This is a genomic window from Pseudomonas sp. 44 R 15 (assembly GCF_900004965.1).
Taxonomy (GTDB): domain Bacteria; phylum Pseudomonadota; class Gammaproteobacteria; order Pseudomonadales; family Pseudomonadaceae; genus Aquipseudomonas; species Aquipseudomonas orientalis_A.
This window is the reverse complement of record NZ_CVTU01000088.1, coordinates 114,274-135,636: the sequence shown is the minus strand read 5'-3', so window position 1 is coordinate 135,636 and position 21,363 is coordinate 114,274. Positions and strand designations below refer to the sequence as shown.

General features: G+C 63.3%; 15 protein-coding genes. 14 read left to right on the top strand and 1 reads right to left on the bottom strand.

Annotation, left to right across the window (positions count from 1 at the left end):
• Positions 1 to 530: 530 nt before the first annotated feature.
• From glgA to BFP93_RS11775, 13 genes are all read left to right on the top strand, one after another.
• Entirely contained in the window at positions 531 to 2,087 is a 1,557-nt protein-coding gene (gene glgA / locus BFP93_RS11835) for a glycogen synthase GlgA (RefSeq protein WP_065893249.1), read from the top strand.
• 19 nt (positions 2,088 to 2,106) lie between these two features.
• The gene (gene treZ, locus BFP93_RS11830; protein WP_065893248.1) at positions 2,107 to 3,855 is read left to right on the top strand and encodes a malto-oligosyltrehalose trehalohydrolase; all 1,749 of its coding nucleotides are present in this window, start codon (positions 2,107 to 2,109) and stop codon (positions 3,853 to 3,855) included.
• Positions 3,852 to 5,936 carry a 4-alpha-glucanotransferase gene (malQ, locus tag BFP93_RS11825; protein ID WP_065893247.1) on the top strand — a complete coding sequence of 695 codons (2,085 nt, stop codon included), beginning with the start codon at positions 3,852 to 3,854 and terminating at the stop codon, positions 5,934 to 5,936. Before treZ ends, malQ begins: the two co-directional genes overlap by 4 nt.
• On the top strand, positions 5,933 to 8,683 hold the full coding sequence (locus BFP93_RS11820) for a malto-oligosyltrehalose synthase (RefSeq protein ID WP_065893246.1): 2,751 nt from the start codon (positions 5,933 to 5,935) through the stop codon (positions 8,681 to 8,683). Before malQ ends, BFP93_RS11820 begins: the two co-directional genes overlap by 4 nt.
• 21 nt (positions 8,684 to 8,704) lie before the next feature.
• Positions 8,705 to 8,965 carry a DUF2934 domain-containing protein gene (locus BFP93_RS11815; protein WP_065885546.1) on the top strand — a complete coding sequence of 87 codons (261 nt, stop codon included), beginning with the start codon at positions 8,705 to 8,707 and terminating at the stop codon, positions 8,963 to 8,965.
• 129 nt (positions 8,966 to 9,094) lie between these two features.
• The gene (gene glgX, locus BFP93_RS11810) at positions 9,095 to 11,254 is read left to right on the top strand and encodes a glycogen debranching protein GlgX (protein ID WP_065893245.1); all 2,160 of its coding nucleotides are present in this window, start codon (positions 9,095 to 9,097) and stop codon (positions 11,252 to 11,254) included.
• A 1-nt stretch (position 11,255) separates the two neighbouring features.
• Positions 11,256 to 12,254, top strand: coding sequence for an acyl-CoA dehydrogenase family protein (locus BFP93_RS11805; RefSeq protein ID WP_065893244.1), 999 nt, complete (start codon positions 11,256 to 11,258; stop codon positions 12,252 to 12,254).
• Entirely contained in the window at positions 12,251 to 13,009 is a 759-nt protein-coding gene (locus tag BFP93_RS11800) for a PIG-L deacetylase family protein (RefSeq protein WP_065893243.1), read from the top strand. Before BFP93_RS11805 ends, BFP93_RS11800 begins: the two co-directional genes overlap by 4 nt.
• Positions 13,006 to 13,605 (top strand): class I SAM-dependent methyltransferase, encoded by a 600-nt coding sequence (locus BFP93_RS11795; protein ID WP_065893242.1) that lies wholly within the window; start codon positions 13,006 to 13,008, stop codon positions 13,603 to 13,605. The genes BFP93_RS11800 and BFP93_RS11795 overlap by 4 nt, the downstream gene beginning before the upstream one ends.
• Positions 13,602 to 14,261, top strand: a complete 660-nt coding sequence (locus tag BFP93_RS11790; protein ID WP_065893241.1) for a glycosyltransferase — start codon at positions 13,602 to 13,604, stop codon at positions 14,259 to 14,261. Before BFP93_RS11795 ends, BFP93_RS11790 begins: the two co-directional genes overlap by 4 nt.
• Positions 14,262 to 14,401: 140 nt before the next feature.
• Complete coding sequence (locus tag BFP93_RS11785; RefSeq protein ID WP_065886665.1) at positions 14,402 to 15,163, top strand: PIG-L deacetylase family protein; 762 nt, start codon at positions 14,402 to 14,404, stop codon at positions 15,161 to 15,163.
• Between the two features lie 158 nt (positions 15,164 to 15,321).
• Positions 15,322 to 17,478: a TonB-dependent siderophore receptor gene (locus tag BFP93_RS11780; protein ID WP_065893240.1), complete on the top strand. Its 2,157-nt coding sequence runs from the start codon at positions 15,322 to 15,324 to the stop codon at positions 17,476 to 17,478.
• 172 nt (positions 17,479 to 17,650) lie between these two features.
• A complete protein-coding gene (locus BFP93_RS11775; protein ID WP_065893239.1) occupies positions 17,651 to 19,144 on the top strand; it encodes a methyl-accepting chemotaxis protein in 1,494 nt (497 codons plus the stop codon).
• A 57-nt stretch (positions 19,145 to 19,201) separates the two neighbouring features.
• Here BFP93_RS11775 and BFP93_RS11770 read toward each other — a convergent pair whose 3' ends face one another.
• A complete protein-coding gene (locus tag BFP93_RS11770; protein WP_065893238.1) occupies positions 19,202 to 20,077 on the bottom strand; it encodes an NmrA family NAD(P)-binding protein in 876 nt (291 codons plus the stop codon).
• Between the two features lie 115 nt (positions 20,078 to 20,192).
• Here BFP93_RS11770 and BFP93_RS11765 point away from each other — a divergent pair, with 115 nt between their 5' ends.
• Positions 20,193 to 21,068, top strand: a complete 876-nt coding sequence (locus BFP93_RS11765) for a LysR family transcriptional regulator (protein WP_065893237.1) — start codon at positions 20,193 to 20,195, stop codon at positions 21,066 to 21,068.
• Positions 21,069 to 21,363 lie beyond the last annotated feature (295 nt).

The following is a 21,363-nucleotide window of genomic DNA, read 5'->3' as shown; positions in this document are numbered from 1 at the left end:
CAGCGTGGTTTAACGGGGCGCCTGAGATCAAGATCAAAAGCAGATCAAGATCAAGAGCGACTCGCTTCGCATCGTGGTTACGGTTGGGCGCTACGGAGTTGTGTAGATACCTATCCCCCGATAGCGGTGACCCACCGCCATCGGGGGCAAGTCGAATCGTCGCACCGCCCCTCCCACATTTGGATCTGGGCCTCAGCAAGCATAAGGTTAAACGTTTTTTGTCCTACAAAAATGCCTTTTAAACCCGACAGGCTCCGAGATCTGGCCTAGACTCATGACCGATGGGTCCGTTCCAAAACAAAAACCCCGCAAAAAAACTAAACTTTTCAACTCGGCCCTTGGTCAAGTTTTAAGGCAAGGCGAGCACTCCGCGATTCACGCTACATGCCCGTCCATCCAATCTTTTCAGTTAATTGTGCAACTGGCATACGCCTTGCCAGATTGTCGTGCGCTTGTGCGCTTGGCCGCAGGAAGCGGTCATCGAGCTAATGGCAGCGGGCCATTAGCTAACCAACACGTTGGAGAGAACTATGATCAGTGCCGCAGCAAGTATTCAGGGAGAGCGTGTTAGTCAGCCAGTTGGCGGGTCGACCTCTTTGGTCGTCGACCTCAACACGGTGCGGCCGGTGTCCAGTCATAACCCCAACCGAAAGAAAGTGCTGTTTGTCACGTCCGAGTTTGCCGACCTGGTGAAAACCGGCGGCCTGGGCGATGTGTCGGCGGCCCTGCCCCGCGCCATGGCTCACTTGCACGATGTGCGTGTGCTGATCCCCGGTTACCCGCAAGTGATGGAAAGCGACAACCCTATTCATATCATCGGCGAATTGGGTGGCCACGCTGCGCTGCCGCCGTGCAAGATCGGGCGCATGGACCTCAAGGATGGCCTGGTCATCTATGTGCTGATCTGCCCCGAGCTGTATGAGCGCGAAGGCACACCCTACGGCGCCAACAATGGCCGCGACTGGCCGGACAATCACATCCGCTTCGCCCGCCTGGGCCTGGCCGCCGCCGACATGGCCGCCAACCTGGCTCAGATTCACTGGTGCCCGGACCTGGTGCACGCCCACGACTGGCCCGCTGGCCTGGCCCCGGCGTATATGCACTGGCGTGGTTCACGCACGCCGACCCTGTTCACCATTCATAACCTCGCCTATCAGGGCGTGGTGAGCCTGGGTTGCACCCCCGAACTGGGCATTCCGCCCCATGCCCTGCAACAGGAAGGCATGGAGTTCTACGGCAAGATGTCGTTTCTCAAGGCCGGCATGGCGTATTCCAGCCATATCACCACGGTCAGCGCCACCTACGCCCAGGAAATCACCACGCCGGAATTCGGCTGCGGCCTGGACGGTTTCCTCGCCAGCAAGACCCAGCAGGGCCTGCTCAGCGGGATTCCCAACGGGATCGACGAAAGCTGGGAAACCTCCACCGACACCCACCTGACCCACAACTTCAATATCGGCGACTGGGAAGGCAAGGCCATCAACGCTGCCCACGTGCGCGAACTGTTCGGCCTGCACGATTCCACCGGCCCGTTGTTCGCCGTGGTCTCGCGCCTGGTCTACCAGAAAGGCCTGGACCTGACCGAAGCAGTCGCCAGCCTCATCGTCGAAAACGGTGGCCAGATCGCGATCATCGGGCGCGGCGAGCCGGAAGAAGAACAAGCCATGCGCGAACTGGCGCTGCGCTTTCCAGGCCAGGTCGGCGTGCGCATCGGCTTCAACGAAACCGACGCCCGCCGCATGTTTGCCGGCAGCGACTTCCTATTGATGCCTTCGCGGTATGAGCCCTGCGGCCTGAGCCAGATGTATGCGCAGCGTTTCGGCTCGTTGCCGGTGGCGCGCAATACCGGTGGCCTGGCCGACACCATTGAAGACGGCGTGACCGGTTTTCTGTTCAACGAATCCACCGTCGACAGCTATAAGGCTGCCCTGGAGCGCGCATTCAAAGTGTTCTCCTTCCCCGGCCTGCTCAACGCCATGCGCAGCCGCGCCATGACCCAACCGTTCAACTGGTCGCAGGCGGTGGAACCCTACGCCGAGCTGTACGAACAACTGGTGGCTAAAGCACTGGGGAAATCGACTAAATAATCAAGAGAGGTCTTCATAGATGCCGTTACGGACTTTGGAAACCTGGCCCCACGGCGCACTGATGCTGGACGCGCAACACACGCGTTTCGCCTTGTGGGCGCCAGACGCGTTTTATGTCAGCGTTGAATTGCAGGAAGGAAAATCTATCGCCATGCTGCCCCAGGCAGATGGCTGGTTTGAAGTCGAGACAGCCTGCCCTGCCGGCACGCTTTATCGCTTCAATATCGACGGGGAACGGGATGTTCCGGACCCCGCCTCCAGGGCCCAGGCCCTGGACGTGCACGGTTGGAGCCGCGTGGTCGACCCGCTCGCCTATCAGTGGCAGCACAGCGAGTGGCAAGGCCGCCCGTGGCACGAAGCGGTCATCTACGAACTGCATGTCGGCGCGATGGGCGGTTACGCCGAAGTCGAGAAACACCTGCCGCGCCTGGCCGAGCTGGGCGTGACCGCCATCGAACTGATGCCCCTCGCGCAATTTCCCGGTGAACGCAACTGGGGTTACGACGGGGTACTGCCCTACGCACCCCACGCCAACTACGGTTCCCCCGAACAACTCAAGCACCTGATCGACAGCGCCCACGAGCACGGCCTGGCGGTGATCCTTGACGTGGTCTACAACCACTTCGGTCCCGATGGCAACTACCTGGGCCAATACGCCAAGGGCTTTTTCCAGGAGGACGTGCACACGCCGTGGGGCGCGGGGATCGATTTCGAACGCCGCGAAGTGCGGGATTTCTTCCTCGATAACGCCCTGATGTGGCTGCTGGAATACCGCTTCGACGGCCTGCGCCTGGACGCCGTGCACGCCATCGACAACCCCGGCTTTCTCCAGGAGCTGGCGCAGCGCGTGCGCCAGCAGGTCGATAGCGGGCGCCATGTGTGGCTGATGCTGGAAAACGAGCTCAACCAGGCCGGCCTGCTCAAACATGATTTCGACGCACAATGGAACGATGACTTCCACAACGTGCTGCACGTGCTGCTCACCGGCGAAACCGACGCCTACTACAGCGACTTCGCCGAGCAGACCACGGCCAAACTCGCCCGTTGCCTGGGTGAAGGCTTTATCTATCAGGGCCAGACCACACGCCACGGCCACGCACGCGGCGAACCCAGCGGCGAGCTGCCTCCCACTGCGTTCGTGGCGTTCCTGCAGAACCACGACCAGATCGGCAATCGGGCCTTGGGCGAACGCCTGCACCAGTTGTGCCCGCCCCAGGCGTTGAAGGCGGCGACCGCGCTGTTGCTGCTGTCGCCGATGATCCCGCTGATGTTCATGGGCGATGAAGTCAACGCTGCCGAGCCTTTCCTGTTCTTTACCGACCATCACGGGGAACTGGCAGAGGCCGTGCGTGAAGGTCGACGCAACGAGTTCGCCGATTTCGCCGCGTTTCATGACCCCGAGCAGCGCGAACGTATCCCCGATCCCAACGCCTTGACGACCTTCCTGCAATCCAGGCCAACCCTGGCGGAAAACGAGCATGCCCAGCTCTATCGCCACTTGCTGAGTCTGCGCCATCGGCACGTGGTGCCTCATCTGCCTGGCAGCGTGGCCCTCGGCGCGCAGGTGCTGGCTGACAGCGCCGTCAGCGCGCGCTGGCGCCTGGGCAATGGCAACGTGTTGCAAATCGACCTGAACCTGAGCAGCGAGCCCCTCGATCGGCAGGCTGCGTCCCACGTGATTTTTCAAACGCCTGCCGAGTCTGCGGCGGCGCAGTTGCCGCCCTTCAGTGCACGCGTGTCCTTATTCCCTGCTGGAGAACAGTCTTGAGCGATGCGAACCTGGAAATACTCGCCAGCCGCGCGGGCCTGGCCGTCGATTGGATCGATGCCAACGGTCGCCCGCAACATGTGAAACCCGACGCCCTGCGCGCCGTGCTCAAGGGGCTGGGTCACCCGGCCGATACCGAGGCCGACATCGAGGCCAGCCTGCAGGCGTTGGAACAGGTACAGCAGGATAAGCATCTGCCCCCGCTGATCACCGTCGACAGCGGTGAAGGCCTGGACCTCGCACGTTTCTTTGCACCGGACACGCCGTGCCGCGTGCAGTTGGAAAATGGCGAAAGCCTGGAGCTTCGTCTTGATGGTGATGCCGTGCTGCCCGGCGTGATCGCCCTTGGCTACCACCAGGCGCATATCGACGGCCAGACCTTCACCCTCGCTGTCGCCCCCGCGCAGTGCTACAGCGTGGCCGAAGCGGTGCAAAACGACCCCGCCCGCGCCTGGGGCCTCAGCGCCCAGCTCTACTCGTTGCGCCGCCTCGGTGATGGCGGTTTCGGCGACACCCTGGCCCTGGAGCACCTGGCCCGTTCGGCCGCCGAGCGCGGGGCCGACGCCCTGGCGATCAGCCCGATGCACGCCATGTTCAGCGCCGACACCGAGCGCTACAGCCCCTACTCGCCTTCCAGCCGGCTGTTTCTCAACAGCCTGTATGCCTCGCCCGGGTGCATCCTGGGCGAGCGTGAAGTGCGCAATGCCATCGAGGCCACGGGCCTGGCCGATGAGCTGCACGATCTGGAACAGCTGACCCTGATCGACTGGCCTGCCGCCGCCAAGGTCAAGCAGCGCCTGTTGCGCGCCCTGTATGACGATTTCCGCCACGGCCATCATCCGCAGCATGCCGATTTCCAGAGTTTCCGCCAGGCCGGCGGCGAAGCCCTGGAAAACCACTGCCGTTTCGAAGCGGTGCAGGCATTGCGCGCCGCCGCCGGGGAAGACCTCGACTGGCGTCACTGGCCGCAGGACTGGCGCACGCCGCAGAGCCCGGCCCTGGCGCAGTTTGCCGAGGAGCACCGTGATGAAATCGGCTATTTCGCGTTTACCCAGTGGTTGATCGCGCGCAGTTTGCAGCGCGCGCAACAGGCCGCGCGTGGCAGCGGCATGGGCATCGGCCTGATCGCCGACCTGGCGGTGGGTGCGGACGGCGGTGGCAGCCAGGCGTGGAGTCGCCAGGACGAATTGCTCGCCGACCTCACCGTCGGCGCGCCACCGGACATTCTCAACCGTGCAGGCCAGGGCTGGGGCATTTCCGCGTTCTCGCCAGAGGGGCTCAAGCGTCACGGTTTCCGTGCCTTTATTGAAATGCTTCGGGCCAATTTCGCCCACGCGGGCGGCCTGCGCATCGACCATGTGATGGGCCTGCAACGCCTGTGGGTCATCCCTAACGGAGCTTCACCGCGCGAAGGCGCCTACCTGTATTACCCGGTGGACGACATGCTGCGGCTGTTGGCCCTCGAATCCCATCGTCACCAGGCCATTGTCCTCGGCGAGGACCTCGGCACCGTACCCGACGGCCTGCGCGAAAAACTCAGCAGCCGGGCGATTCTGGGCATGCGTGTGTTGCTGTTCGAGCAAAACCATGACGGCCAGTTCAGACCCATCCTCGACTGGCCCGACAACGCCCTGGCCACCACCAGCACTCACGACTTGCCGACGCTCAACGGCTGGTGGCACAGCCGCGACATCGAATGGAATATCGAACTGGGCCTGATCGACGCGCCGACCGTGGATCAATGGAGCGAACACCGCCTGCGCGAACGCCAGGCACTGCGCCAGGCCCTGAGCCAGGACCCGCAGAACTTCGTCGATGAGATCCGCAACGACACCGACCATATGATCGATGCCAGTGTGCGCTACCTCGCCCACACCCGTGCGCCGCTGGTGCTGCTGCCCCTGGAGGATGCGCTGGGCCTGGTAGAACAACCCAACCTGCCCGGCACCACCGACACCCACCCCAATTGGCGCCGCCGCCTGCCCGGTGAAGCGTCCAGCCTGCTCGACAATGCCGGCGCCGCGCGCCGCCTCGAGCTGCTGGCCGTTGCGCGCAACCAAGCCTATGAGCGTGACCGATGAAAGCACTGCCCCTGCGCGCCACTCAGCGCCTGCAATTTCATAAAGGCTTCACCCTGGATGATGCGGTGCCGTTGGTGCCGTATTTCGCCCGACTGGGCATCAGTCACCTGTATGCCTCGCCCCTGCTCAAGGCGCGGGCCGGTTCGATGCATGGCTATGACGTGGTCGACCCTACCTGTGTCAACCCGGAACTGGGCGGTGAGGCCGCGCTGCAACGCCTGGTCGCTGCGTTGCGCGAACACGATATGGGTTTGATCCTCGACATCGTTTCCAACCATATGGCCGTGGGCGGCGCCGACAACCCCTGGTGGCTCGACCTGCTGGAATGGGGACGTTTGAGCCCCTACAGCGAATTTTTCGATATTCAGTGGCACTCACCCGACCCGCTGCTCAAGGGCCAACTGCTGATGCCGTTCCTTGGCAGCGATTACGGCGAAGCGTTGCAAAGCGGCAGCCTGGTGCTGAAATTCGAGGCGGCGCACGGGGCCTTTTACGTTGAGCACTACGAGCATCGTTTCCCGATCTGTCCACGGGACTACGCACTGATTCTGGGCAACGACGAACCGCTCAGGCCGCTGGCCGAACGCTTTGCAGCCCTGGCGTATCAGGACGACGCCTACGCCGAAGCCGGCTGGCTGAAACAGGCGCTGGCCGAGCGGGCCAGCGAGGTATTGCCCGCCATCGAACAGCGCCTCGCCGCGTTCGACGGGCGCACGCCTGAGGGTTTCGACCGCCTGCATCGGCTGCTGGAAGAGCAGACCTACCGCCTCGCCAGCTGGCGCACGGCGGCGGACGACATCAATTGGCGGCGCTTCTTCGACGTCAACGAACTGGGCGGTCTGCGCGTGGAGCGCACGGCGGTGTTCGAAGCCACCCACGGCAAGATTTTCGAGTTGATCAGCGCAGGCCTGATCGATGGCCTGCGCATCGACCATATCGACGGCCTGGCCGATCCACGGGGTTATTGCCGCAAGCTGCGGCGCCGCGTGGATGCATTGTCGCCGCAGCGGCATTTGCCGATCTTCGTGGAGAAAATCCTCGGTGAAGGCGAGACCCTGCGCGAAGACTGGCAAGTGGACGGCACCACCGGCTACGAATTCATGAACCAACTGTCATTGATGCAGCATCACCCGGACGGCTTCGCGCCGCTGGCCGAGTTGTGGTCGCGCCACAGCGAACGGCCGTCGGCGTTTATCGACGAGGCGCGGCTGGCCCGCCAGCAAATCCTCAACGGTTCGTTGGGCGGCGACTTCGAAAGCGTCGCCCAGGCGCTGCTGCAAGTGGCCCGTGACGACGTGATGACCCGCGACCTGACCCTGGGCGCGATCCGCCGGGCGTTGCAGGAACTGATCGTGCATTTTCCGGTGTACCGCACCTATATCAGTGCTCGCGGGCGCAGCGCAGCCGACGACAAGGTCTTCCAACAGGCCATGGAGGGCGCGCGCAGTACCCTGAACGAGGGCGACTGGCCGGTGCTCGATCACCTGGAGAAATGGCTGGGTGGTCAACCGTGGCGCAATCGCCCGCTGGGCCGCGAGCGCAAGATGCTCAAGCATGCCTGTGTGCGCTTCCAGCAACTGACCTCGCCCGCCGCAGCCAAGGCTGTGGAAGACACGGCGTTCTATCGTTCGGCCGTGTTGCTGTCGCGTAACGACGTGGGTTTCAGCACCGAGCAGTTCAGCGCGCCGTTGGCCGATTTTCATGGGGCCAACCAGCAGCGCTTGAAGACGTTTCCGCATAACTTGCTGGCCACCGCCACCCACGACCATAAACGTGGCGAAGACACCCGCGCGCGCCTGGCGGTGTTGAGTGAATGCGCGCCCTGGTATGCCGAGCAGGTCGAACACTGGCGCAGCCTGGCGGCGCCGTTGCGCGAGACGGCTGACAGCCCATCAGCCGGCGACGAGCTGATCCTTTATCAAGTGCTGCTCGGCAGTTGGCCGCTGGAGCCGAACCCCGACCTTGAGGCCTATCAGCAACGCCTCTGGCAGTGGCAACAGAAAGCGTTGCGCGAAGCCAAGCTGCAAAGCAGCTGGAGCGCGCCGAACGAGGCGTATGAGCGCGGCGTCGAGACGTTCCTGCACGGCGTATTGCTCAGTGAAACCGGCAAGCCCTTGCGCGACGCGCTTGCCGACGCAGCCCAGGCCATCGCCCCCGCCGGCGCCTTGAATGGGCTGGCGCAGACTTTGCTTCACCTGAGCGTGCCCGGTGTACCGGACGTGTACCAGGGCGATGAGTTCTGGGACTTCAGTCTGGTAGACCCGGACAACCGGCGTCCGGTGGACTTCCAGGCGCGGCAACGCGCGCTGGATAACCCGGCGGACATCGGTGAGCTGCTGTCCAACTGGCGCGACGGGCGTATCAAGCAAGCGGTGATCGCGCAGGTACTGGCCTTGCGCAAGGCTAACGTCGAGCTGTTCAGCGACGGCGCCTACACCGCCCTGGAGGTGGTTGGCCCACAGGCCGATCATGTCGTTGCGTTCTGCCGAGAACTGCAGGGCAGACACGTGTTGGTGGTGGTGCCACGCTGGCCCCGGCGCCTGCTCGAAAATGCGCTGCAACCCCTGATTCCTGCCCGGATTTGGGGCGATACGCGGGTGAAATTACCGTTCGCCGCCACAACACAAAACTGGAAGGGACTTTTTCAAACAAGCGCAGTCACACCAGACAAGGAGCTGTTGATCAGCGCTGCCCTGGGGGATTTCCCGGTCAATGTCTTTATCAATGCCGATATTCAAGAAAGCTGAACATTTTCTGAGGAGTGTGTGATGAGTAATGAAGACAAACGCATCCGCGAACTGGCCCATCAGATCTGGGAGTCCGAAGGCAAACCCCACGGTGAAGATGCTCGTCACTGGGAAATGGCGCGCAAGCTGGCCGAAGCCGAGGCATTGACGCCAAGCAAGCCCAAGCCGGCCGCCAAGCCCAAGACCGCGCCCAAGCCTGCACCCAAAGCCAAGCCTGCGGCGCCTGCCGCCGCCAAGCCTGCGCCAAAGAAGCCCGCAGCACCGAAAAAGCCCAAACCCTAAGCTTATCGATCGCCGCGCCCCCTGAGCGCATCGCCGTCAGGGGGACTTTATCTATCTACGTCATACGCTGAATAACTGTCAGTACGGCCGCGTTCGGCCCGAAAAAAGAACCCTTGCAGGAGCAACACCATGAGCCAACCCGATAAAGCCTCAACCACGCCGGACCATGAGCCGTCGCGGATTCGTGAAGGCCTGCCCTTCCCGCTTGGCGCCACCTGGGACGGCCTGGGCGTCAACTTTGCGCTGTTTTCCGCCAACGCCACCAAGGTCGAGCTGTGCCTGTTCGACGATGCCGGTGAAGTGGAACTGGAGCGCATCGAGCTGCCCGAATACACCGACGAGATCTTCCACGGCTACCTGCCCGACGCCCACCCCGGGCTGATTTACGGCTACCGTGTGTATGGCCCTTACGACCCGGAAAACGGCCATCGCTTCAACCACAACAAATTGCTGATCGACCCCTATGCCAAGCAACTGGTGGGCGAACTCAAATGGTCCGAAGCGCTGTTTGGCTACACCATCGGCCACCCCGACGACGACCTCAGCTTCGACGAGCGCGACAGCGCGCCCTTCGTGCCCAAGTGCAAGGTCATCGACCCGGCGCACACCTGGGGTAATGACCAGCCGGTGCGCGTGCCATGGGACCGTACGATCATCTATGAAACCCACCTGCGCGGCATCAGTATGCGCCATCCTTCGGTCGGCGAATCCGTGCGCGGCACCTGCGCGGGGCTGATGGAAGATGACGTGCTCAAGCATATCCGCCAGTTGGGGGTGTCTTCGGTCGAGCTGTTGCCCGTGCATGCCTTCGTCAACGACCAGCATCTGCTGGAAAAAGGCATGACCAACTACTGGGGCTACAACAGCATTGCGTTTTTTGCCCCCGACCCGCGCTACCTGGCCAGCGGCAAGATCGCCGAGTTCAAGGAAATGGTCGCGCACCTGCATGAGCAGAAGCTCGAAGTGATCCTCGACGTGGTCTACAACCACACTGCCGAAGGCAACGAGCGCGGCCCTACCCTGTCCATGCGCGGCATCGACAACGCTTCGTACTACCGGCTGATGCCCGACGAAAAACGCTTCTACATCAATGATTCCGGCACGGGCAACACCCTGGACCTGAGTCACCCCTGCGTGCTGCAGATGGTCACCGACTCCCTGCGTTACTGGGCGACCGAGATGCACGTCGATGGTTTCCGCTTCGACCTGGCGACGATCCTCGGCCGCTATCGCGACGGCTTTGACGAACGTCACAGCTTCCTCGTGGCATGCCGCCAGGACCCTATCCTGCGTCAGCTCAAACTGATCGCCGAACCCTGGGACTGCGGCCCCGGCGGCTATCAGGTGGGCAACTTCCCGCCGGGCTGGGCGGAATGGAACGACCGTTTCCGCGACACCGTGCGTGCCTTCTGGAAAGGCGACGACGGCCAGTTGGCGGACTTCGCCGGACGCATGACCGCATCGGGCGAGATGTTCAACCACCGTGGGCGCCGGCCTTACAGCTCGGTGAACTTCATCACGGCTCATGACGGGTTCACCCTGCATGACCTGGTGTCCTACAACGACAAGCACAACGAAGCCAACGACGAGAACAACCAGGACGGCAGCAATAACAACCTGTCGTGGAACCACGGCGCCGAAGGCCCTACCGACGACCCGGAAATCAACGCGCTGCGCCTGCGCCAGATGCGCAACTTCTTCGCCACCCTGCTGCTGGCCCAAGGCACGCCGATGATCGTGGCCGGCGATGAATTCGCCCGCACCCAGCACGGCAACAACAATGCCTACTGCCAGGACAGCGAGATCGGTTGGGTCAACTGGGACCTGGACGACGACGGCAAGGCACTGCTCAAGTTCGTCAAGCGCCTGATCAAGCTGCGCCTGGCGTACCCGATCCTGCGCCGTGGGCGCTTCCTGGTCGGTGACTACAACGAAGATATCGGCGTAAAAGACGTCACTTGGCTGGCGCCGGATGGCAATGAAATGACCACCGAGCAGTGGGAAGACAGCCATGGCCGTTGCCTGGGCATGCTGATGGATGGCCGCGCTCAGGAGACCGGGATTCGCCGTGCCGGCGCCGACGCGACGTTGTTGCTGGTGGTCAATGCCCATCACGACATGGTCAATTTCCGTCTGCCACCGGTGCCCCAGGGCGAGTACTGGAATTGCCTGCTCGATACCAATGACCCGGCAGTGCGTGGCCAGGAGCGCTTTGAATTTGAGCACGAGTACGCCGCCACCGGCCGCTCGCTGCTACTGTTTGAACTGCATCACGACGACGAGGTGTGAAATGGCGTTGCACGGATTCCTTTCCGGCTACCGGGGCTATGCCAATACGCAAGCCCTGGGTAATGCCTTAAAGGACCTTCAGGAAGAAGGCCTGGACCAGCTGCCCTTGCCCGGCAGCGGCCAGACGCTGGAGCGTTACAGCGGGCTGGCGCAAGTCGCCGGCCATGACCTGCGCTTGTGCAAACTGTTCGAAGGCCACACCGACGCCCTGGCGATCATTGCCGAACTCGACAGTCCGCTGCCGCCGTTGGGCAGCACCTGGGGGATGTGGGCCGCCGAGCCGCCGAGCGCCAGGGCGCGCGTGCGGCGCGACGGCCAACGGCTGATCGTCGACGGGCGTAAAGCCTGGTGCTCCGGGGCGTCCGTTGTCTCGCACGGGTTGTTGACCGCGTGGGATGAAGAAGATCGCCAGCAGTTGGTTGCCGTGGCGATGGACCAGCCCGGCGTCACCGTGACCAATGAAGGCTGGAATGCGGTGGGCATGGCGGCTACAGGCAGTGTCGAGATCGTCTTCAACGAGGCACGCGGCCTTGCGGTGGGCGGCCCGGGCGACTACCTGGCGCGACCGGGCTTTTGGCACGGCGGCATCGGCATTGCGGCGTGCTGGTATGGCGCGGCGCAGCGCCTGGCCGAAGTGCTGCGCGAGCAGTGCGCCAAGCATCCCGAGCCCCATGCCCTGGCCCACCTGGGCGCGGTGGACAGCGCACTCAACAGTGCGGCCTGCGTGCTGCGCGCCAGCGCCGAGCAGGTCGACCGGGCACCGACCGCCGATGCCCGGCTGCTGGCCCAACAAGTGCGCGCGTGCGTCGAGGAAACCGTCGAGCAGGTGATCCATCATGTCGGGCGCGCCGTGGGGGCCGGGCCTTACTGCAAGGACCCGCACTTCGCCCAATTGATGGCGGACTTGCCGGTGTATGTGCGTCAAAGTCATGCCGAGCGCGACCTGGCCGCCCTGGGCGAACAGGTGGCGGGCGAGCCGTCAGGGAGGTGGCAGTTATGAAACCCAACCCGATTGTTGGCCAGGGCACGCCGCTGCATTATTGGCAAACGTCGTCGCGCCTGGCTGAACTGCCGCATATCAGCGTCGAGCAACTGGTACCGCAGGGGCGACGCGCGGTGATCATCGCCCCGCACCCGGACGATGAAGTGCTCGGCAGCGGCGGTTTGCTGCAGGGTCTGGCTGCCCTGGACCGGCCCATTCAGTTGATCTCGGTCACCGACGGCAGCGCCAGCCATCCGGGCTCCGAACTGTGGCCGGTGCAACGCCTGAGCGTGGTGCGCCCGCAGGAATCGGCGCAGGCCCTGCACCGCCTGGGTTTGCCGCTGCACAGTTTGAAGTGGCTGCGCGCCGGGTTTACCGACAGCAAGGTCGCCGAGCGCGAGGAAGAACTGGCCGCCTTCATCCAGCGCTACCTCAAGCCCGACGACGTGGTGTTCGCCACTTGGCGTGAAGACGGGCATTGCGACCATGAGGCGGTCGGCCGCGCCAGCGCGAAAGCCGCCCAGGCAGTGGGCGCGACCCTGTACGAACTGCCGGTGTGGACCTGGCACTGGGCGACTGCCGAAGATGGCATGGTGCCTTGGGACCGGGCGCGCAAGATCCCTTTGACGCCCGAACAGGTGGCGCGCAAACGCCATGCTATCCACGCCTTCGCCAGCCAGTTGGAGGGCGACCCGCAAGTCGGCCTGCCGCCTGTATTGGCACCCTATGTGGTGGAGCGTTTGCTGCAACCTTTCGAAGTGGTGTTCGTGTGAGCGTGACGACGCCTTATTTCGACCGGATGTTCGAAGGCAACGACGACCCTTGGGCGTTTCGTCAACGCTGGTACGAACAGCGCAAACGCGCATTGACCCTGGCCGTCCTGACCCGAGCGCGCTACACCTCGGTGTTCGAGCCCGCCTGCGCCAATGGCGAGCTGAGCGCCGAGCTGGCGGCGCGTTGTGATCGCCTGCTGTGCTGCGATACGGCGAGCGCTGCGGTGGCGCTGGCCAGCAAGCGGCTGGCCGGTTTTTCCAACGTGCAGATAGAGCAGCGCTGTCTGCCCGAACAATGGCCATCAGGGCAATTCGATCTCATCGTATTGAGCGAGTTCTGTTACTACCTGGACGCTGCTGATCTTGAGCGCCTGGCCGAGCACTGCCTCGCCGCCCTGGCGGAGGGCGGCCAACTGCTGGCCTGCCATTGGCGCCCGCGCATCGAAGGCTGCCCGCAAACCGCCGAACAGGTGCATGCGCTGCTTGAGCAACGACTGGGGCTGCACGCGGTGGTACGCCACCATGAAGACGATTTTCTGCTCGACCTGTGGGGCCGGGATGGCGCCTCGGTGGCGCGCCTCGAGGGCCTGCGATGATCGGCATCCTGATTCCGGTGCATAACGAAGAAGCGCTGTTGGGCGAATGTCTGAACGCTGCGTCAATCGCCGCCACCCATCCGGAATTGCAGGGTGAAGCGGTGCACATCCTGGTCGTCCTCGACAGTTGCAGCGATGCCAGTGCGGCGATTGCCCAGGCGCACGGGGTGCACAGCCTGCCGGTGCAGGCCCGTAATGTCGGGCATGCCCGCGGTGCGGGGGCGCGGCATCTGCTGAATCAGGGCGCGCGCTGGATCGCCTGTACGGACGCCGACAGCCGCGTTGCCCCGGACTGGCTGGTGGCGCAACTGGCGCTGGGCTGCGACGCGGTCTGCGGCACCGTGACCGTGGACGCCTGGAGCGAAGGCTTCGACGCGGCGGCCCAGATACGCTATCACCAGGCCTACGAAGCCCGCGACGGGCATCGACATATCCACGGCGCCAACCTGGGCATCAGCGCCAGCGCCTACTTACAGGCCGGTGGCTTCGAACCGCTGGCCTGCCATGAGGATGTGCAATTGGTGCGCAATCTGGAGCGCTGCGGCGCGTCCATCGCCTGGAGCCATTCCCCCCAGGTAATTACCAGCGCACGCCTGGATTGCCGCGCCCAGGGTGGCTTCGGTGATTACTTGAAGGGCCTGCTGCAGGTTTCGTAAAAATACGACGTTGCGCCCGTTCGTCGTTGTCTATGCTCATACCTTCTCGCACGGCGCTCCAGGATCGGAGCGCCGCGCACTCACCGCAGCGCAGCCTGAGGTGAGCACAAGAGCGTCCACCGACAAGGATGTAGCACCCCATGAGAACCGCCTCGTTAAGCGAGGGCCGTCGCGGCCCCGCGCAAATCTGGAACAGCGCGCCACAGTTGGCGCAGATTCCCTTCATCAGTCTGGCCGGCCTCGTACCGCCGAGTGCCCGCGTGGTGGTGATCGCGCCCCACCCGGGCGATGAAGTGCTCATCTGCGGGGGCCTGCTGCAAATGCTCAGTACCCGTAAAAACCCGTTGAAACTGATCTCTATCACCGATGGGAGCGCCAGCCACCCCGGCTCCCGGGTCTGGTCGGCCGGGCGCCTGAGTGTGATTCGTCCCCAGGAAAGCGCCGAAGCGCTGCGCCGCCTGGGTATGCCGCTGCACAGCCTGAAATGGATTCGTGGCGGGTTTTGCGACAACGCCCTGGCCAGCCACGAGCAACAGATGAGCCAATTCATCGCCCGTTACCTGATGCCGGATGACGTGGTGTTTACCACTTGGCGCCATGATGGCAACGATGATCACGAAGCCGTCGGCCGTGCCAGCGCCGACGCATGCAATCGGGTGGGCGCGCGGTTGTATGAGCTGCCGATGTGGGCCTGGCACTGGCCCGCACGCGAAGGCTCGGTGATGCCGTGGCAGCGTGCGCGCAAGGTGTGCCTGGATACCTGGAGCGTGGCGCACAAACTCCACGCCTTGCATGCCTATGCCAGCCAGCTCACGGGCGACCCCGCCATCGGCCTGGCGCCGATGCTCGCCCAAGTGTTGCTGGAGCGCATGCGTGAGCCTTACGAAATCGTCCTCACCTAGCGGGAGGCGGCAAAACGCCACTGCTCCGCGCGTGAAAAATTCGTTAACTGATTCATTCTTAGGGCTTTTTCCTACAGACCCGATCTGCCACACTGATGCGAATAATTATCAACAGATTTATTGTTCGCCACGGACGGCATTCGGGGAGAGTTACGTTCATGTCTGTGCAACACCACGGCGGTAAAGGGTTTTCACCCAGTTTGATAGCGATGGCTATCTGTCTGACCACCTCCCACGCGGCCCTCGCCACCGGCGCCGCCACTCAGCCCGCCACTATAGAACTGGGCGCCACAGAGGTTTCCGGCCAGCAGCTTGGCGAAACCACCGAGGGCAGCCAGTCGTACACCACAGGCTCCATGAGCACCGCGACCAAGCTGCCGCTGACCCTGCGCGAAACCCCACAGGCCGTCACCGTGATTACCCGTCAGCGCATGGATGACCAGGCGATGACCAGCATCAACGACGTGGTCAATGCCACCCCGGGATTGTTCCTCAACTACTCCAACGGCCCCGGTCGGCAGGCCTACACCGCGCGCGGTTTCAACGTCGACAACCTGATGTACGACGGCATTCCCAGTGGCTATAACGGCGTCAATGTAGGCGCTCAGCCGAACCTGGCGATGTTCGATCGCGTCGAGGTGGTACGCGGCGCTACCGGCCTGGTGACCGGCGCCGGCAACCCGGCGGCGGCCATCAACCTGATTCGCAAGCGGCCCCTGGACGAGCAGAAAGTCACCCTGACCGGCGCTGCCGGCAGTTGGGACGACTACCGTGGCGAACTCGACGCCTCCAGCCCCCTCAACGACAGCGGCACCTGGCGTGGCCGGGTGGTCACCTCCTACCGCGACGCCAACAGTTTCATCGACAAGGTCGAGCAGGATCACGGCCTGTTCTATGCCGTGACCGAAGCCGACCTGAGCGAGGACACGAGCCTGACCCTCGGCTACTCCAACCAGAAAGACAAGACCAACTACTTCTGGGGCTCGTCGATGATCGGCCTGGATGGCCATCACCTTGGCCTGTCGCGTTCCTACAATCCCGGTACCGACTGGGAGAACAAGGACCAGGAGATCAACACCGTATTCGTCGAACTGCGCCAGCAACTGGCCAACGACTGGAAACTGCAGGTCAATGCCAACTACGCCGAACAAAACGCGCTGTTCTCCGGCTCCTACCAGTCGCGCTGGGTCGAGAACACCCTGGGCCGCACGGTGTACCAGGCCGCCATCGATGAAAACCAGGCCGGGCTCGACGCCTTTGTCAGCGGCCCGTTCCAGGCATTCGGGCGCACCCATGAGCTGGTGGTGGGCGCCAGCAAGCGCATCTTCGACATGACCACCCACAACTACAGCCCGTACGATCTGAATTGGCCGATCAATGCCGGCAAGCCGAACTTCACCCGCACCACCAACCAGCGTGACGTCACCACCCAGGACGGTGTCTACGTCACCACGCGCCTGAGCCTGGCCGACCCGCTCAAGCTGATACTCGGCGGGCGCCTGGACTGGTACGACTATGACAACCGCGACGGTGACGGCGACTATAAGGTCACCCGCAACCTCACCCGCTATGCAGGCCTGATCTACGAGCTCAATGACCAGCACTCGGTGTATGCCAGCTACAGCGACATCTTCACGCCGCAAAAAGAAAAGAGCACCGGTGCCACTCCGCTCAAGCCCATTGTCGGCAAAAACTATGAAGTGGGCATCAAGGGCGAATACCTGGGCGGCGCGCTGAATGCCAGCGTGGCGCTGTTCCGTGTCGACCAGGAAAACCGTGCCGTGCAGATCGTTGTGCCGGACTGCCCGCAGGCGTCCTGCTATCAAGCCTCGGGGGAGATTCGCAGCCAGGGTATCGACTTCGAATTGCAGGGCGCCTTGACCGAGAACTGGCAGGTCGGCGGTGGCTACACCTACGCGCGCACCCACACGATCAAGGACGCCGCCAACCCGCAGAAGGTCAACAAGCAGTTCGACACCGACACCCCGGAACACCTGTTCAAGGTCACCACCCGCTACAACTTCCAGGGCCCGCTGGAAAAACTTCGCGTGGGCGGCAACGTGTCCTGGCAGAGCCGCATGTACAACGACATCCAGTTGGCGGACGGCATTACCTATCGGCTCAAGCAAGGCGGCTACGCCGTCACCGACCTGATGGCCGGGTACCGCGTCAACCAGCATCTGGATCTGCAACTCAACGCCAACAATATCTTTGACCGCCACTACTACCAGTCCATCTCCGAGTCCGTCAGCTATGGCGGCGACTCCTACGGCAGCCCGCGCAACATGATGCTGACGGCCAAGTACAGCTTCTGATCGTCATTGCAACCTCGGCTGCCCGCTCGGGCAGCCGTTCTTAAAGTCTCCCTGCGACGTGCCGATAACCGATTGTCGGACCTTGACGCCGCACCCGCCTGGCTCTTTACCGGCCGCGCGCGTGGCACGCCGCGTGCTAGATTCCTGGCCAACCCACATGGAGTAAACGTGAATGCCCCTCCGCACACGCTTTCTGGAGCACTACCGCAAGGCCGACCGCATCATGCTGGCGCTGATCTGGCTGATGTTCCTGTTCTCCCTCGGGCTGGGGTTCTGGCATGACACCTTCACCCAGGCGTTGATCGTTGGTGGCGGCACCGGCGTGGTGCTGACCGCGCTGTATCGCGTCATCGGCGGCACCCGTGTGATGCGCTGCGCACTCGGTGCCGGCCTCATGGTGATGGCCGCCTTGCACATCAACCAGGCGCACGGTGTGATCGAAGCGCACTTTGGTATCTTCGCGCTGCTCGCGGTGTTGACGTTCTACCGTGACTGGCTGCCGATCCTGGTGGCGGCACTGACCATCGCCGTGCATCACCTGGTGTTCCACGCCCTGCAGCACCAAGGCTGGCCGGTGTTTGTGATGGAACACCACGGCGGCTGGACCATGATCTTCGTCCACGCCTTCTATGTGGTGATGGAATCCGTCGCCCTGCTCTACCTCGCCGTGCACAGCCACGCCGAGGCGGTCGAAAGCCAGGAAATGCTGGAAAAAATGCTCGCCGTCACCTCGCAGTTCAGCGAAGAAACGGCCAAGGGTGAGGACAAGGAGCGCGTGTCCCTGGCCAAGCGCTTCGACCACTTCCTGCAGCAGCTCACTCACCTGATCGACGGCGTCGCACGCGATTCCCATGGCCTGGGCCAACTCGGCCAGGAACTGGCCACGGCCAGCGGCACCCTGGAAAAAGGCGCGCGGCATCAACTGGCGCAAATCAATGAAATGACCGGCTCGATGCAGCGCATGGAAGACGCCACGGGTCACATCACCGTGCACGTCGAACAGGCCGTGGAGCACGCCGGCCAAGCCAGCCAGCAGATTGAGCGCGGTCAGCAAAGCGTGGGTCGCGCCCAGCATGAAATCACGCAACTGGCCTCGCGCATCAATGGCACGCAATTGACCGTGCAATCGCTGGCCGTGCAGGCGGAGCAAATCGGCTCGGTGCTGGAGGTGATCAGCAGCATCGCCAACCAGACCAACCTGCTCGCCCTCAACGCCGCCATCGAAGCCGCCCGCGCCGGCGAACAAGGCCGTGGTTTTGCCGTAGTCGCCGACGAGGTGCGCAGCCTGGCCCAGCGTACCGCCCTCTCCACCCAGGAAATCAGGACCATCATCGAAGGCTTGCAGCAAGGCAGCCGCCAGGCGGTCGAAGCCATGCACGACAGCCGCCAGGGTGTGGAGCGTTGCGTGGAAGACAGCCAAGTGGCCGTCGATATGCTGCGCGCAGTGGGCGAAGACATTGCGCATATCGACCAACTCAATGGCCGCATCGTCACCACCACCCGCGAACAAAGCTCGGCGAACCTGGAAATTGTCGAGCGTCTGCAATCGGTGCAGCACATCGCGCAAAATACCGCCGACGACGTGGAAACCCTGGCCCGCAGCAGCGAACGCCTGCCACCGATCGCCGTACGCCTGGATGCGCTGGGGCGCAGGTTTCATCCCTGATTCAATACCTGAGCGGTCGAGCCATGGCGAGGCTCGACCGCGCTCACAGGCAGCGGATTAAGCCGTTGTTTTGGTGACCGACTCACTCACGAAGTCCTGATACGTGCGCAACGGGCGCCCGATGATCGCCTCAAGCCGCGCCACGGCGCCCTCCGCTGCCTGCATGCCGAACGCCTGGATACCTTCCATCATCAGGCGCATGTCATACGCCAGCCAGGCCGGACCGTAGGCGGCCAACTGTGTTTCAAACGCGGCAACGTCATCGCCGCCATAGGCGATCTCGCGGCCCAGGGCCGAACTCCAGAGTTTGGCCACACCGGCCCCCGTTAGCGCCTGCGGCCCCACCAGTTCCAGCGTCACGCGCTCCAGCGCAGTCGCGGAGCGATCGCGTCGCAACAGCTCTGCAACGGCTATATCGGCAATGTCCCGCGTATCGATCATGGCCACACCGGCCGAGCCGATAGGCATCGGGTACACCGAATAGTCCTGGATCGTCTGCTGGACCATGCGGTCGTTTTGCATGAAGTACGCCGGGCGCAATACCGTCGCCGGAAGGTCGAGGCTGTCGATCATGCGTTCAACGGTGTGCTTGCCGGTGAAATGCGGCACCTGGGTGAAAGTGTCGGCATGGATCACGGACAAATAAACGATGCGCTGGATACCGGCCTCCCGAGCGAGGTTCAACGCGATGAGCGCCTGCGTCACCTCGTCGGGCGTGACGGCATTGAGCAGAAACAGGGTGCGCACCGACGCCAGCGCGGCGCGCATGGACGCGACATCAGTGAGGTCGCCGACCACTTGGGTGACGCCGGCCGGGAATGCCCGTTTACCTGCCTGGCGCACCAGGGCGTTGACCTGCGCGCCTTGCGCGGCAAGGCCCTGGGTGACGAGTGAACCGAGGGTGCCGGTGGCGCCGATGACAAGAATGCTCATGGTTGAAACTCCTGCGGGTGGATCAGTGGGTTGGGGTTCGAATGCAAAGTAGACCGTTGCATAAAGAAAACGAAGACCACAGAATCCAGACACCTCGTCTCAAAAACGGAACACCATGAACCTCAACGCGCTGATCGACTTCATCCAGGTCGCCACCCACGAAGGCCTGGGCAAGGCCAGCCGTGCGAGCGGCGTGTCCAAGGCCACGCTGTCGCGCCGAATCGCCGACCTGGAAGAGCAGCTGGGTGTGCGGCTGATTGAGCGCAGTGCGCGCGGGCTGAAACTGACCGAAGCCGGCGAGCTGCTGATGTCGCGAACCCAAGGCCCGCTGGGGGAAGTGACTGACGCAATGACCGCCGCACGCGAGGGCGTCTCGACGCCACGCGGTCGTTTGCGCGTGGCGGCGCCGATCCTGTTCTCCCAGCTGGCCATGGGTGCGATTGGCGCCCGCTTCTGCGCAGCTTATCCGGAGGTTGTGATTGAGGTCGTGGCCGACGATCGCCAGGTGGATCTGGTTGAAGAACAATTCGACGTCGCCATTCGCATCAACCCGAGCCCGGACAGCGACCTGGTCGGCAGGTGCTTCGCCACCGACCGCCTGATCGTGGTGGCAGCGCCGCAAATACCCAAACCGCAGCCTGGCGCGATCAGGTGCGTAGGCAGCATCGTCACAACGGGCTTCACGCCGACCCAATGGCACCTGGACGGCGGGGAGTTGATACTGGAGCCGATCCCCAGGCTGCAGTTTTCTTCGCTACTGATGGTGCGCGATGCAGCGATCGCCGGTGGTGGCGCGGCCCTTATTCCCCAGTCCATCGCCGGAGCCCCCTTGGCCCGGGGCGAACTGGTGCAATGGGGCACGGTGGCCGGGATCGAGCCGCAGCTTTGGGTATTGCACACCTCCAGGCGCCTGGCCGCGCCCAAAGTGCGCGCCTTCGTCGACTTCCTGTGCGCGCAATACCCGGATATGGCACTGGTGCTGCGCGGTTGAACATGCCGGCGCCTGGCGCATTCATGAATTCTTCTCATAAACCCTTGCCGAGTCTGGTCCGAGATACACCCGGGTCCAAATGTGGGAGGGAGCTTGCTCCCGATAGCGATGTGTCAGTCACCGATGCATTTACCGACTTTACACATCGGGGCATAGCTACACACCGCCGTAGCCGGTAACCACGATGCGAAGCGAGCCGCTCTTGATCTTGATCTGCTTTTGATCTTGATCTCAGGCGCCCCGTTAAACCACGCTGGCCGAACGCAGGCTTGAATCCGTGGGCAACCCGGCAGGA